The organism is Trinickia fusca, assembly GCF_003628145.1.
GTDB classification, from domain to species: Bacteria; Pseudomonadota; Gammaproteobacteria; order Burkholderiales; family Burkholderiaceae; genus Trinickia; species Trinickia fusca.
Genome location: NZ_RBZV01000001.1, coordinates 669,979 through 684,407, shown reverse-complemented (window position 1 = coordinate 684,407; position 14,429 = coordinate 669,979). Strand labels below are relative to the sequence as shown.

Below are 14,429 nucleotides of genomic sequence, written 5' to 3'. Positions count from 1 at the left end.
CTCCACCCCGAGCTTCAATAATTGACGGCCGCGCCCGGGCTCCCGATCTTGGGCGCCTGGACACGGCCATGAATGTTGCGGGCCTGTAGCAGGCCACTCTCAAACTGAAAGAAGGTACGCAGTGCGCGTGGCAACAATAGGACGACTGTTGTGCATCATTTCTTCCGCCCTGAAAGGTCCGTACCATTTCTCCCGCGAATGGCGTCAGGCCGGATACCCGCGTGTCGCCGCCTGTTCGACGAGCGCCTGCTTCACACGCTCGATCACCGGCGACCAGTCGCCGGGCCGGGTTTGTCGCCAGAGCCTCGCCGTCGGATACCACGGGCTGTCCTCGCGCTCGAGCAGCCATCGCCAGTCGGGCGCTCGGGGCAAAAGAATCCATACCGGCCGGCCGACGGCGCCAGCCAGATGAGCCACCGACGTGTCGACCGAGATGACCACGTCGAGCGCTTCGATCAGCGCGGCGGTGTCGGCGAAGTCCGCGAGCGCCTCGCCGAAACCCACGACGCCGCTCGCGGCAAGCGCGTCGGCATCGCGCTGCCGGACCTGCGGCTGCAGGCTCACGAACGTCGCGTCGAGTGCGAGAAGCGGTGCAAGCGCGGTAAACGGCAGCGAACGGTTTTCGTCGTTGTTGTGCCGCGGATTGCCGGACCACGCGAGGCCCACTTTGAGCCGTCCCGGTCGCGCGACGGCATCCATGCGACTCGCCCATCCTTCGCGTCGCGCCAGGTCGGCCTGCAGATACGGGGTGTCTGCGGGGATCGTGTCGAGCGTCGTGCAAAAGGCGAGCGGCAGACTCAACAGCGGGCATTGCAGATCGAACGCAGGCGTCGGGTCGGTTTCGGTGACGATCCGGTTCACGCCGCGTAGCGACCCAAGCAGGTTCGCGAGCACGGCTGGCGCCTCGACGATGACGGTCGCGCCCTTGGCCTGAATGAGCTGTGCATAGCGGCAGAACTGCAACGTGTCGCCATATCCCTGCTCCGCATGCAAGAGCACCGTCTTGCCCGCGACGGGCTCGATACCCAGCCACAAGGGCCGATCGGCATGACGGCGGCGTAGCGTCACGTCGGTCGCCTGCCAACGATGCTCGTGCTGCTTCCAGCCGCTGTCGAAGTCGCCCAGCAGCAGCCGGCAGTACGCTTCGGACCGCCGCGCGGCCCCATGATGCGGATTGCGCTCGCACGCAAGCGAGTAGCGTGCAAGCGCCGCCTCGTGCTCGCCCAGCTGCTGCAACGCCACCGCCTGCGTGTACAGGCCCTGTGCTGTTTCCGTGTACGCCTGCGCCGTTGCGGCGTGACTTGCCAGCGCCTCGTCGAAGCGTCCCAACTGCTGTAGCGCTACCGCCCGGTTGTACGACAGCGCGGCGTCAGAGCCCATGATCGCCAACGCACGATCGTAGTCTTCCAGCGCATCCTGAAGATGGCCGAGCGTGCGCAACGCCGCCGCGCGATTACGCAGCGCATCGACATGGTTCGGTGCGCGCTGCAGCGCCTCACCATACGACTGCGCGGCCTCATGATGTCGATCCAGCCCCAGCAACGCATTGCCACGCCCGACCCATGCGGCCTCGTGGTCGCGGTTCGCTGCCAGCAGCCGGTCGCAACGGCGCAGTAGTTCGTCGTGATCATGGAGCAGGTCCAACGCGACGCAACTGGCATACAGCAGCTGTGCGTCGTCGGGCGACAGCATCAGTCCCTCGTCGAGCACCGCGAGCGCTTGCGCGGCTTGCCCTAGCTCGCTCAACACGACACCACACGCGAACAGCAGCGCCGGCGTCTTGCCGGACACGACCATCGCGAGCCGATAGCTCTGCAACGCTTCGTCGAGCCGCCTCAGTTCGCGCAATGCGTGTCCGCGCTCCGTAAGCGTCGTCGGATCGTTCGGATCGATCTGCAGTGCGCGCTCGAGACTGATCAACGCGTCAGCCGGCCGGCTCAAAGCCCGCAGTGCAGCGCCACGCCGGCTCCAAGTTGCCGCGTGCCCAGGCGCATGAGCGAGCGAGCGATCGTACGCGGCCAGCGCTTCGTCGAACCGCTCGAGTGCCAGCAGCGCATCGCCCCGCCCCGCGTGGACCGCCGCATCCGTCGGATCGATCCTCAAAGCCTCGTCGATCGCCATCAGCGCCTCGCGATGACGCCCCACCCCAACCAGCGCCGCCGCATGGTTCGCGAAATTCCATGACTGCCGCAGCCCCAGCTTCATCGACCTGGCGATCAACGGCTCCGCACGTGCCGCATCGCCGAGGCGCAGGTAGACGAGACCCAGCAAATGCAGCGCCTCGACGTTGTCCGGCGCCATCGCCAACACGCCTTCGTACAGGCGCCGGGCGCCGGCCAAATCGGCTTTTTCCAGCAGTGCGCGGGCCTGTCTGAGCGCATCTTCGATCGCTGCACGCAGCGTCGTGTCGCCCATGCCCATCGTCAGCCCCTGCTGCGCATGGCGTGCCCGATCCTGGCGGAGGGTCATGCGTGCACTCCTTGCACGATCGACGGTAACACCGCCTTGACCTGCTCGACGACGCTCCCCCATTCGCCGGCCTCCGTCTGGCGGCACAGCGCCGCGCTCGGATACCAGGGGCTGTCCTCTCGCTCGAGCAGCCAGCGAAAGTCGGGGGTGTGCGGCAGCATCACCAACAGCGGCCGACCGAGCGCACCCGCAAGATGCGCGACCGACGTGTCGACGCTGACCACGCAGTCCATGAGTTCCGCGAGGGCCGCCGTGTCGGCAAAATCCTCGAGCTGGTCTCCTACATGCCGCACGGGGCTCGACGCCAGCGCCGGCCGGTCTTCGTCTCGGATCACCTTCTGCAAACTGACCCACTCGAATGCGTCATCGAACAGCGCTGAAAGATCGGCGAGCGCCATGGAGCGATTCCGGTCGTTCAGGTGCATGGGGTTGCCTGACCATACGAGGCCGATGCGCGGACGCTGGCTTGGCCCCAGGCGCTCACGCCAGCGCTCGACGCGCTGAGGATCGGCCCGCAGATAGGCGCGCTCCGACGGAATCGTCGACAGATCGGTGCCGAACTCGAGCGGCAGACTCAGCAGCGGACAATGCACGTCGAATGGCGGCAACGGCGCCCCGCGCGCGACCAGCGTATCGACGCCGGCCAGGCTCGCGAGCAACGGCCTCAGATCCTCGGGCACTTCGAGCACGACGTTCGCGCCCAGCCCCTTCACGAGCGACACGTAGCGGCAGAACTGCAACGTGTCGCCGAGCCCCTGCTCCGCATAAAGCAGAATGGTGCGGCCCGCGAGCGGCATATCGCGCGTCCAGCGCGGTTGCGCGAACTCGCGCTGGCTCCCCGCCATCTGCGCATCGCGCCAACGCCACTCGTACTCGCGCCAACCGGCATCGAAGTCGCCGATCGACAGACACAGAAACCCGCGCATGCAGTGCGCGAGCACATAGTCGGGATCGATCTCGATGGCGCGCGCGTAAGCGTCTTTCGCCTCCTCGTGGCGCCGTAGCGAGCGCAGCGCGTTGCCCTGGTGGAAATGCGCGAGCTTGTCACCGGGCGCGACGGTCAGTACGCGAGCGAAGTCTTCGAGCGCCTCATCGTACTTGTGCGTCTCCAGATGCACACGACCGCGCGTCGACCATGCGGGCACGTAGTCTTGATCGAGTGTCAACGCACGCTCGCACGCCTGCCCGGCTTCGTCATGGCGGTTGATGCGTATCAAGGCGCTGGCGTAATTGCACAGCACGCCGGGGCTGTCGGGCTGCAACTCGAGCGAGCGCTCGTAGTTTTCCGCTGCCTCACGATTGCGCCCGATATGGCGGCATGCATTGCCCCGATTCGCCAACGCTTCAGCATGATTGGGCGCGAGTGTGAGCACGCGGTCGCATCGTGCGATCGCCTCCTCGTGACGATCGAGCCGCTCGAGCGCGACAGCGCTGTTGTAGAGCGCATCGACGAAGCTGGGACTCGCCGCGATCGCTGCGTTGTAATCCGCCAGCGCGGCTTGCGGCTCGCCTCGATCGAGAAAGGACACGCCGCGCAGAAACAGCGCCTGCGCACTGCCCGGTGCAATCGACAGCGCATGGCCATAGCTGTCGGCTGCCTCCTGATGGCGGCCGAGCTCACGCAGTACACGTCCGCGCTCGATCAATCCCTCGAGCGACCTGTCCGCCAGCGCGAGCGCTCGGTCGCAACAAGCCAGCGCGTCCTCGAAGCGCGCCAACGCGCGTAGCGTCTCGCTTCGCCTCACGAGGCCTTCGACAAAATTCGGATTGGTCGCCAACACGCGATCGTAGTCGGCCAGCGCGTCCTCGTGACGCCCCAGCTGCGCGAAGAGGCCCGCGCGTTGAAACAACGCACGCTGGTGAGCCGGATTGATCGCCAACGCTTCGTCCAGACAAGCCAGAGCCTCCTGCTCTCTACCCAGCCCGGTGAGCACCGCCGCCAGGTTGGCAACCGGCAGCGCGGCGGGGTGGCGTTCGATCGAACGCCGCATCAACCCCTCGGCCTCGACGAGCCGCCCCTGCTGAAAACGTACAGCGCCGAGCAGATGCAAGGCTTGCGCATGGTCGGGATCCAGCACCAACAGTTCCGAGTAGGCAAGCTCTGCCCGTTCGAGCGCGCCCTCGTTATGCGCGTTGCGCGCCCGCAGCAACAATCGTTCGAGCTGTGCGGCGTCGGGCTGGCTGACGCTGTTCGGCCCCGGTGGCGTCGCGTCCGCTGCGAGCGTCGTCGCCCCTTCCCCATTCGATGTCATTGTTCAACCCCTGTTGCGGCGCTCACGCGCGGCGATTCTGCGTTTTATACGGTCAACTCTGCGACAGCCACGCGTACTGCTTCGACGACACTCGCCCAGTCTCCTGGAACGGGCTGACGAAACAGGCTGGCGTCCGGATACCACGGACTGTCCTTTCGATCCCTCATCCAGCGCCATTCGGAAGGGCTCGCGAGCAACAACCAAACGGGCCTGCCCAACGCGCCAGCCAAATGGGCGACGGCCGTATCGACCGAAATGACCAGATCGAGCGACAGCATCAGCGCCGCCGTATCCGCGAAATCGCCGAGGTCCTCGTCGAAGCGACGGAGGGGAGTGCGCGAAAGCAACGCCTCGTCGCCCTCGGGGACCGCCTTCTGCAGGCTGATCCATTCGATGTCGAGCTCGAGCAAACGCGCGAGCTGCGCGAAGTCGATCGACCGGTGACGGTCGTTGCGGTGTCGCGGATTGCCGGCCCATGCGAGCCCGACGCGAAGGCGTCGTTGCTCACCGAGGACCTGTGCCCAATGCCGCACGCGTTGCGGGTCGGCAAACAGATAAGGCGTGCCCGCGGGGACCGACATGAGGTCCGCACCCAATGCACGCGGCAAGCTCGCGAGCGGACACTGATAGTCGAACGCCGGTAGCGGTTCGCCGCGTGAGAGGACTTGCACCGGACCACCGTCCAGCGACGCCATCAGCGTACGCAGCGCGGGCTGCACCTCGAGCACCACGCGAGCCCCCTGAGCTGAAAGAACCGATGCGTAGCGACAGAATTGCACGGTATCGCCGAAGCCCTGCTCGGCATGGATCAGGATCGTCTTGCCATCGAGCGGCTCGGTGCCCTGCCATAACGGCTGCGCGAAGCTACGCGCGTGACGGACCACGGCCGGATCGCGCAGGCGCCATTCGTACTCCGGCCACCCGCGCGCGAAGTCACCCTGCGCAAGCCATAGCGAGGCACGCGCGATGTGCGCGTCCACCTGGTCGGCATCCAGTTCGATCGATCGCTCGTAGGCCTGGAGCGCCTCGGCCTCTCGCCCCATCGCGTAGTGCAGATTGCCGCGATTGAGCCAATTCGTCGCGTAGTCGGGTCTCAGCGCCATGGCCCGGTCGAGCGAAGTCATCGCCTCCTGGTAGCGATGCAGATCGCCAAGCACACCGCTGCGATTGGTCCACGCCTCGGCAAACTGGTCGTTGCGGGCAAGCGCGGCATCGTAAGCCTGCAGCGCTTGTTCATCCCGCGTCAGAAACCGCAGTGCGGTGCCCTTGTTGCACAGGAACTCGACCGCATCGGGTGCGATAGCGAGCGCGGACTCATAGCTCGACAACGCCACCTCGTAGCGTCCGAGCTGCAACCACGCGTTGCCTCGACACGCCAGGGCAGCGACATGCCCGGGCGCCTGCGCCAGCACACGTTCGCATCGCGCGATCGCCTCCTCGGCTCGGCCCAGCCGCTCGAGCGCGACCGCGCTGTTGTAGACGGCATCGAGCAGCCCGGGCTCGATGGCGATGGCCTCGTTGAATGCGGCAAGGGCCTCGCTCACCCGGTTCGAGTCGACGAGCGCATGGCCCCGTGCGGCAAGCATCGTGGCATTGCCCGGCCTGATTTCGAGCGCGCGGTCGAAGCACGTCAAGGCCTCGGCCGTGCGCCGCAGATCTTGCATGACGAGTCCGCGGTTGAACCACGATTCGAACGAGCGTGGATCGACGACGAGCGCTCGATCGTAGGTGTCGAGCGCCTCCTGATGCCGGCCGAGCGCCCGCAGTGCGCTGCCTCGATTGCACAGTGCATCGAGGACTAGCGGCGAGACCCGCAGCACCCGATCGAACGCTGCGAGTGCACGCTCGTATTGGCGCGACGCGATCAGCACGTTGCCTTGGCGCACCAGCGTCTGCACGTCGTCGGGGCCGAGTTTCAAGGCGTGGTCGAACTGAGCCAGTGCCTCGTCCACACGGCCGCTCTCGGCCAGGATGGCGCCGAGATCGGAGCAAGCTTGCACGTCGGGGGCGAGCGAGATCGATCGTCGCAGCAGCGTTTGTGCTTGCTCGGTCGCCCCGCGCTGGTACTGCAAGACACCATAAAGATGCAACGCCCGCGCGTTGTCCGGCTCGCTTGCCAGCATGGCTTCGTATTCGCGAGCCGCGTCGTCGAACCGCCCCGCCCCATGCCAGTCCCTGGCCCGCTGCAGGTTCGGCGCGAGCCGCCGTGATCCGGACGCCCCGGTGACGGGCGTGCCCGCTCCCGCATCGCGTGGGTGCTCGACGTCCATGTTCGCCCTCTTGTCGTGTTGGGCAACGCGCTGCCGTCGGATCACCTCCGACTCTCGAGTACAGCGGCCGCTTCTGTGGCGAGACTAGCGGACGAGCGGTAACAATCATATGACCAATGTTACGGACCATTTGCCGAATGGATCGGCGACGCTTGCTCGCGCATGATTGCATCCAAAGCGACGCCCACCGTGTCAGTCCGCTTTCACAAGGGCAAAAACCTGACGTTCGTCCATCAAGCCGGCAATAACCTCACCAGGAGAACATCATGCCGATTAGAATCCTGTCGTGGAACATTTACTATGGCAATGTGAATGGGCTCACTCCCGTACAACGCCTGAATCAAATTGCGGTGATCGCTGAGCAAAATAACGTAGATCTCGTATTCCTGCAGGAGCATCCCGGATCGGGATCGCAGTTTGTCGACGCCAATGGCTTACTTACCGGCGCCAACATCCCCAACGGCTACCAGTACAGTGTATTTCCCGAGATGGCCGGCAACATTGCAAACAGGGTAAGCGCGTCAAACCGCGCCTATGCGGTGTTGTCTCGCAATACGTGTGCGCTTGGCGCGCCGGCATATTTTCAGCAAAATTCATTTATCCAGCAAGTTGGATCCGCACTGAGATGCCCAGTGACGTATCAAGTGGTACATAATCTCACGACTTATAATTTTTTCAATTGGCACAATGAAGTCGGAAACATGGCCACCTTCGGCATGAACGCGTTCACCCACCTGCCACTCCCTCAGAACACGATACTGGTCGGCGATCTCAATTTAACCTCTGCCCAAATAAACGGCTACGCATTCTTTAACCATTGGGATGACGTGGTGGTCACCACCCCTATTCAAGGCGTGGATCACATCATGTCCAGGTTGGCATGTCATCCGGTCATGGGTGGCCTGCTCAACTTCGTAAGCGATGCGAATCACTACCCGATTGCAGCAGACGTAAATTGATCGCCGGTAGTTGCAACTCGCGGCGCCGGCATTGATCACTGACCGATCGGAATCGTGCGTACGTAGGCTTCGTCCTGCTTGCCGATCGTCACCGCAAACCGGATACCGCGTGGCAACGGTGCGCCAAGCGATGTCATGTTGCTGACGCCATGCTGCTCGAGAAAACGCGCGTAGGCCTGCTCGATGGCCGACTGGCTGGACGTCCAACCTCCAGGGGAGATCCACAAGGCCAGCTGCATCGAGCTGGCCTTGTCGCTGACCACGACGCGCGCGAACTTCTCCATGTGATGCAAGGCATCCTCGAGCTCGGCGAGCGACGTAAGCGGCGGCGATGAACTGCGCACGAGCGCGCTGCCATCAAGCTGATAGCGCACGACCTGCAGCAGCGTCTGTCCGCTGCTCGCGTTCAGGTGCCTGACGAATACCAGCTCGTTCTGCCGTATGCGTAATGGCGGCCCGAACACCTCATCGGCCGTCACCAGGTTCAGCAGGTCGTACTGGAGCTGCGCGAAATACCGGCCGAGCAACCGGGTTTGAGCGAGGTTCGTGGCGACATCGTCTCGCCCGCGAATCGCCGCATCGAGACCGCGCCACGACAGCAGCGCAATCACGGCCAGCAGCGCGATCGCAACGAGCAATTCGATCAGCGTGAAGCCTCGCCCCCGCGTCCGCCGCGCAACGCTTGTACCCACGTTAATGTCGCGCCTCATCCTGCACCACCGTCACGACTTCTGCCAGGACGGTACGACTGCCCGCCGACGGAAGAACGGTTACCGAAACTTGACGCACGAGCGGGCTACCAAGCGCGGTCACCGCTTGGCGGCAAACGAATCGATAGCGTCCTTGCGGACAAGCGAACGTACTGTTCCCCACCGGTGGCCAGGCCGAGGAAATGCGCAACGCACTGAGGGCGTTGTCGGCGCTCCACAGGGCAAGCAGCCGCGCTCGCGCGCTGTCGGTGTCCGACGCCAAGGCTCCGATCGCCCGCAACACGGCACCCAGCGCGACCGCGACGATGGCCAGCGCAATCAGCACCTCGATCAGCGTGAAGCCCGGGGAAACTGCATGCACCGATTGACGCCCGCAACGGACCAAACGCACGAACGGGTCAGCGCCGCTCGATACGTCGGTTCGAACGTGGCCCGGTCGTTCGGCCACGCTCCAGGCCTCTAGCCGGGCCGATGGCATGCTCATGGGGGTCTCCGCGCACTACCCGACGGCAGTCGGGGATCGCTGCCACCGTAGCCGGAGCCTGTTGCAAACGCGTGTCGAATGGTGGCCAACATTTTTTGTGGCCACCTGAAGCGCACCTATATTGCCTTGCTCGAAGGCGCGGTATCTATTGCTCCGCGTGCGATGCGGCGCTTGCCAATTCCCGGCACAGTGCGCCCATGCCAGCGGGACAAGAAGACGTGGAAAGCGTCGTGATTTTATCGAGGTCGCCGGTATCGAGCGTCGTATCGATATGGCGCAATACAAAGGCCTTCAGTGGCGGGTTACGCTTAATCAACGCACCGAGTTGCGGTAGCGTTTGCCAATGATCGACTAGCAGTCGAGCGATAGCTTCCGAGTTGCCCTCTGCGATCTCGCCATCGTCACAATGCCCGTACTTGGTGAAAGTGATGTTCACCTTGTCCCAACTGTCGAGTTGATCGACCATGGCGTCCGCCGCGTTGGCCGCACTTTCCGTGCAGACCTTGGCGTGAGCCAACGACGCCCATGCCAGCGTGATAGCCGCAGCCACACGTAGCACCATCATCTTGCGTTCGCCCTTAACCACGAGTGCGCCCCCGAAGATCCGCGTGAAGGTTCCGCTTAGAGGCTTGATGCGCCACCACCGCGCTGTTGTTCGTGACTTCGATCGTGGTGAGGGCATCGTGCCGCATGACGTTGCTGATGGCACTCATCGCATCATCCGACGTACGGATGCACCCCATCGTAGGGTGTTGCGGGCCCGGAAGATGGCGGGCGTTGGCGCGCCCCGAATGCACGCCAATGCCAGGATGGCCGGGCACATTGAAGCGGATGATGCCGTGCAACCCGTATGGACCATTCGCCAATGCCTGGTGCGGGTGCGGCGCGACCCGGTCCTGAACGTGGTAAATCCCGTTAAGGACATGCCGAATTGTCGCCTGGCTGTCCACGTTGTTATACGCGGCCCAAGTGCCAACCGTTTTTCCTTCGGAGTCAACGAGCGATATTTGGTGCGCGTTTCCGTCGAATTTTAATGTAGACATCTGCTGTGGCCCTCTTTTTCTTGTGAAGGAGTCCACTAGATTCTACGTCGCAAATATCAATTTATCAGACGATTTATTGCACTCGAACTGCTGAATGAGTCCACCATCCCGCTGGGTGATGGTGGACTCATGAATCGGCGTATTCAGGCCCTTATTGCAAGCCCTGACCCGCCAGGAAATCCTCGTAATTTCCGCCGAAGTCATACAGCGTGCCGTCCGTGCGCACTTCGATGATGCGGTTCGCGAGCCCGCTCACGAACTCACGGTCGTGCGACACGAAAATCAGCGTGCCTTCGTACTTCTCGAGCGCGATCTGCAGCGACTCGATCGACTCCATGTCCATGTGGTTCGTCGGCTCGTCCATGAGCAGCACGTTGTGACGGCCCAGCATCAGCTTGCCCCAGATCATGCGGCCCTTCTCACCGCCCGACAGCACCTTCACCGACTTCTTGATGTCGTCGGCGTTGAAGAGCAGCCGGCCCAGCGTGCCGCGCATCATCTGCTCGTCGTCACCTTCCTTGCGGTAGTCGTCGATCCAGTCGGTCAGCGTCACGTCGTTCGGGAACTCTTCATACGTGTCCTGCGGCATGTAGCCGATGTTGGCGTTCTCGGCCCACTTCACCGAACCGCCGTCGACCGTCACGCCGCCTTGCAGCGAGCGCAGGAGCGTAGTCTTGCCCGCGCCGTTCTCGCCGATGATTGCGATGCGCTCGCCCGGCTGCACGCTGATGCTGAAGTTCTGGAAGATCGTGCGGTCGTACTTCTTCGTGATGCCTTCGGCCACCACTGCGATGTTGTGCAGCTTCTTCTCGTACTCGAAGCGGATGAACGGGTTTTGCCGCGACGACGGCTTGAATTCCTCGATCTTGATCTTGTCGATCATCTTCAGGCGGCTCGTGGCCTGGCGGGCCTTGGACTTGTTCGCCGAGAAGCGGCGCACGAAGTCCTGCAAGTCGGCGACGCGCTCCTTCGCCTTCGCGTTGGCCGCGGCCTGACGTTCGCGGGCCTGTGCCGATGCGAGCATGTAGTCGTCGTAGTTGCCCGGGTAGACCTTCAGCGTGCCGTAGTCCATGTCCGCCATGTGCGTGCAGACCTGGTTCAGGAAGTGTCGATCGTGGGAGATGATGATCATCGTCGAGTTGTACTCGTTGAGGATGTTCTCCAGCCAGCGGATCGAGTTGATGTCGAGGTTGTTGGTCGGCTCGTCGAGCAGCAGTACGTCGGGGTTCGAGAACAGCGCTTGCGCGAGCAGCACGCGCAGCTTCCAGCCCGGCGCGACGTTGCTCATCGGCCCGCTGTGATCCTCGATGGCGATACCGATGCCGAGCAGCAGCTCGCCCGCGCGCGCCTCGGCCGTGTAGCCACCGTATTCGGCGAACTTCGCTTCGAGCTCGGCCGCGTGCATGTAGTCGTCGTCGGTGGCCTCGGGATTCGCGTAGATCGCATCGCGCTCGCTCATCGCGGCCCACATTTCCGTGTGGCCCATCATCACCACGTCGAGCACGCGCATATCTTCATACGCGAACTGATCCTGGCGCAGCTTACCCAGGCGCACGTTCGGCTCCAGCATGACGTTGCCCGAGCTCTGCTCGAGATCGCCGCCCAAAATCTTCATGAACGTCGACTTGCCGCAGCCGTTCGCGCCAATGAGCCCGTAGCGGTTGCCTTCCCCGAACTTGACAGAGATGTTTTCGAAGAGGGGCTTCGGCCCGAATTGCATGGTAATGTTGGCGGTAGACAGCACGGCGCGTCCTTTTCAGGTGGTGATCGGCGAAACCCGTCATTTTACCAGGACGCGCGGAAAGCTTCCCCATTCATCGGCAGGGCACGATCAATAGCGCGGACGCCGAAGGCGTCCTGTGCAGCGGTGGGCCTCGCCGCCATGAGCGACCTGACGGCCGCCACGCTTACGCGCCCGCGCGCGGCGGCGTCTGCATCTGCGTGATCAGCGCCTCGCACGGCGTCGGCTGGTTATGGCTCGGTGCGATCAGCGGCACCAGTGCCGCAAACGGCGTCAGCAATCCGAGCCCCACCATCGCACCAGCACGCAATGCGAGTGCGCCTTTGTCGACGCCGACATCGGGATGCTTGAGCGTACCCTTGGCGTACAGCGGCGAGCGCAGCGAAAAGATGCGCAGGCCCTTGGTCTTCGGATGAACCGTCAGGTCCAACGACTCATCGCGCAGGTCGACATGGCCGTTCACCACGATCACGCCATCGTCGGTGTCGAACGCGAACGTACGCGCATCGAGCACGCCATGGGTTGCGACGAAATCGGCCGCTGCGCAATGAATGTTGACTTCGCGTTCGCCGAACAGTTTCTCGTACAAGACGTTCGCAACGTTCAAACCGGCCTCCTCCATCAGTAGCCGGCTCACCGTGCCTTGCGTGACGAGCGCCTTGACCTCGCCGTCGGCTGTCGCGCCCAGCGCAGCCGGCGAGTTGCCGAGCGCCGTCAGCTGCGCGTCGCCGTTGATCTCGCCGAGCGCCGATTGCATCGTCTTCTCGGTCGGGAACAACTGCTTGAGCTTCAAATGCCGAGCCGTCATGGTCATGCGCGCCTTCAAAGGCACCGTGCTGCCGTCGAGCCGCCATTGCGAAGCCAGCGTGCCACCCGCCACGCCGAAACGCAGCGGGTCGAACGTCAGCACACCATCCTTGACCACGACGTGCGCGTTCAGGTCCGTGATCGGCAACCGCGGGTCCTTCAGGAGGCGCCGGCCCGTGAACGTCACGTCGGTGTCGATGGCACGCCAGCGATCGGTGTGGAACGTCTCGACCGGCAGCACGCGGTCAAGCGGCTGTCGCACCGACACACCGCGACGGGCCTTGCTCGCATTGGTGTCGGCGCCGATGATCGGCGCGAGATCGGCGAAGCGCAGCAGGTTCGAGACGATGTCGCCGTGCAGGAACGGGCGCGGCTCACGCGCCTCGAAGGTCAGCGTGCCACTCAGGTCGCTGCCGCCTACGCGACCCGCAAAGCCGCTGTACGTGAAGACGTTGCCGCCGGTCTGCAAACGCCCGACCAAGTGGCCGTCGGTGGCATAGGGCGGCGTGTCGGGCAGCGTGATGCCGAGGATCGGATACAGATGCGACAAGCTCGCGCCCTCGAACCAGACCCGCAGATCGAGCGCGGCCAGGTGCGCCGGATCGGTCAGCGTACCCACGAGTGCAAGCCGCGTATCGCCGATCTTCACATCGGCGGCAAGCGGAAACGGCCGCGAAGCATCGCGTAGGGCGAGCACGCTGCCGATCTTGCCCGAGCCTTGCACGCGCGTGTCGCGATAGGTGCCGCGCGCGCTCCAGCCCAGCGCATACGACTGCGGCGCATGCGGTCTGGCCGGGGCCCCCGGCGCGGCGCCGGCCGCCGAGGCCGCCGAGGCAGCCGAAGCCGTCTGCGCCGCGAGTTGGCTCGCCCCGCGCGCGCCGACTACCTGCGCAGCGGCACTGTGTGCGCTCGCTTCCTGCTGCTTGAGCACATCGCCGATCGCCAGCGGCTGGCCCAACGTATCGACGCCGATTCGCAGCGTCACCTTCTTCATCGCATCGGCCAGCGTGATCTGGCCTTTGGCGAAGCTCAGGTCCGACAGACGCAGCGTCCAGCGCGACGGCTGTGTCGACTCGGGCAACGTAAAAGTCCAGTTGTCGCGCCCATCGGCGAGCCGTTCGAGATCGATGGAGGGATTCACGAGGTCGATCGACGGCACGACGATCCTGTGCGCGAGCAACGGCAGCGCTTCGATCTCGAAGCTGATGGCGTCGAACGTCGCAAATTGCGCCGTATGGGTCCATGGCGGGTTGCCGAGCGTGATGCGGTACGCGGTCAAGCGCGGCCACGGCACCCACGCGCGCCCGCCTTGCTCGCCAGGCGGGCGCTGCCAGGCCACGCGCAAGTCCCCATTGATCGCGAACGGGCGGCCCAGCGCTTGGGAGGCCTTATCGTCGATCCACGGACGGGCACGGTTCCAATCGAACTTGGCGATGAAGACGACGAGCACCGCCACGACGAGCGCGAGGCATGCGAACGTCCAGATGGCAATCCTGCCTATCGTGCGACCAATGCTTCTGTCGGAAGGCATAGGGGGCGAGGTATGCGGTTCGGTCGCGACACGCGACCGCCGCGTTGACCAAAGATCGTTGACGAAGAAAGCGCAGCAAGCGCCGTGCCCTCGATTGCTGGCTATGATGACGCACCGCGTCGCGCTTTGCAGCATCGACGCACGCTTCCGAAGGATTCGATTC

The 14,429-nt window shown here is 64.1% G+C and carries 10 protein-coding genes; 1 reads left to right on the top strand and 9 read right to left on the bottom strand.

The genetic code is table 11. The features are described 5' to 3' along the window. Window positions 1-204 precede the first annotated feature (204 nt). From D7S89_RS02845 to D7S89_RS02835, 3 genes are read right to left on the bottom strand one after another with little or no spacing between them, the layout of a single operon-like run. A complete protein-coding gene (locus D7S89_RS02845; RefSeq protein ID WP_121276036.1) occupies window positions 205-2,421 on the bottom strand; it encodes a tetratricopeptide repeat protein in 2,217 nt (738 codons plus the stop codon). Between the two features lie 44 nt (window positions 2,422-2,465). After that, window positions 2,466-4,721: a tetratricopeptide repeat protein gene (locus D7S89_RS02840; RefSeq protein ID WP_121275388.1), complete on the bottom strand. Its 2,256-nt coding sequence runs from the start codon at window positions 4,719-4,721 to the stop codon at window positions 2,466-2,468. 44 nt (window positions 4,722-4,765) lie between these two features. After that, window positions 4,766-6,991, bottom strand: coding sequence for a tetratricopeptide repeat protein (locus tag D7S89_RS02835; protein WP_121275386.1), 2,226 nt, complete (start codon window positions 6,989-6,991; stop codon window positions 4,766-4,768). A 266-nt stretch (window positions 6,992-7,257) separates the two neighbouring features. Here D7S89_RS02835 and D7S89_RS02830 point away from each other — a divergent pair, with 266 nt between their 5' ends. Beyond that, the gene (locus D7S89_RS02830) at window positions 7,258-7,950 is read left to right on the top strand and encodes an endonuclease/exonuclease/phosphatase family protein (protein ID WP_121275384.1); all 693 of its coding nucleotides are present in this window, start codon (window positions 7,258-7,260) and stop codon (window positions 7,948-7,950) included. A gap of 35 nt (window positions 7,951-7,985) precedes the next feature. Here D7S89_RS02830 and D7S89_RS02825 read toward each other — a convergent pair whose 3' ends face one another. The 6 genes from D7S89_RS02825 to D7S89_RS02800 form a co-directional block, all read right to left on the bottom strand. Beyond that, on the bottom strand, window positions 7,986-8,642 hold the full coding sequence (locus tag D7S89_RS02825) for a PulJ/GspJ family protein (protein WP_245982615.1): 657 nt from the start codon (window positions 8,640-8,642) through the stop codon (window positions 7,986-7,988). A gap of 1 nt (window position 8,643) precedes the next feature. Then, entirely contained in the window at window positions 8,644-9,144 is a 501-nt protein-coding gene (gspI, locus tag D7S89_RS02820; protein WP_245982613.1) for a type II secretion system minor pseudopilin GspI, read from the bottom strand. A 145-nt stretch (window positions 9,145-9,289) separates the two neighbouring features. Then, window positions 9,290-9,709, bottom strand: a complete 420-nt coding sequence (locus D7S89_RS02815) for a hypothetical protein (protein WP_245982611.1) — start codon at window positions 9,707-9,709, stop codon at window positions 9,290-9,292. 13 nt (window positions 9,710-9,722) lie between these two features. After that, on the bottom strand, window positions 9,723-10,187 hold the full coding sequence (locus D7S89_RS02810; protein WP_121275380.1) for a L,D-transpeptidase: 465 nt from the start codon (window positions 10,185-10,187) through the stop codon (window positions 9,723-9,725). A gap of 151 nt (window positions 10,188-10,338) precedes the next feature. Continuing rightward, the gene (locus D7S89_RS02805) at window positions 10,339-11,931 is read right to left on the bottom strand and encodes an ABC-F family ATPase (protein WP_121275378.1); all 1,593 of its coding nucleotides are present in this window, start codon (window positions 11,929-11,931) and stop codon (window positions 10,339-10,341) included. Between the two features lie 163 nt (window positions 11,932-12,094). Next, window positions 12,095-14,266, bottom strand: a complete 2,172-nt coding sequence (locus D7S89_RS02800; RefSeq protein WP_121276030.1) for an AsmA family protein — start codon at window positions 14,264-14,266, stop codon at window positions 12,095-12,097. Window positions 14,267-14,429: the final 163 nt, after the last annotated feature.

Bases quoted from the DNA above. Each gene is read 5' to 3' on its own strand.
- D7S89_RS02810 (WP_121275380.1), bottom strand. From the start codon at position 10,187: ATGTCTACATTAAAATTCGACGGAAACGCGCACCAAATATCGCTCGTT.
- D7S89_RS02800 (WP_121276030.1), bottom strand. From the start codon at position 14,266: ATGCCTTCCGACAGAAGCATTGGTCGCACGATAGGCAGGATTGCCATC.
- D7S89_RS02845 (WP_121276036.1), bottom strand. From the start codon at position 2,421: ATGGGCATGGGCGACACGACGCTGCGTGCAGCGATCGAAGATGCGCTC.
- D7S89_RS02815 (WP_245982611.1), bottom strand. From the start codon at position 9,709: ATGATGGTGCTACGTGTGGCTGCGGCTATCACGCTGGCATGGGCGTCG.
- D7S89_RS02835 (WP_121275386.1), bottom strand. From the start codon at position 6,991: ATGGACGTCGAGCACCCACGCGATGCGGGAGCGGGCACGCCCGTCACC.
- D7S89_RS02840 (WP_121275388.1), bottom strand. From the start codon at position 4,721: ATGACATCGAATGGGGAAGGGGCGACGACGCTCGCAGCGGACGCGACG.
- D7S89_RS02830 (WP_121275384.1), top strand. From the start codon at position 7,258: ATGCCGATTAGAATCCTGTCGTGGAACATTTACTATGGCAATGTGAAT.
- gspI (WP_245982613.1), bottom strand. From the start codon at position 9,144: ATGAGCATGCCATCGGCCCGGCTAGAGGCCTGGAGCGTGGCCGAACGA.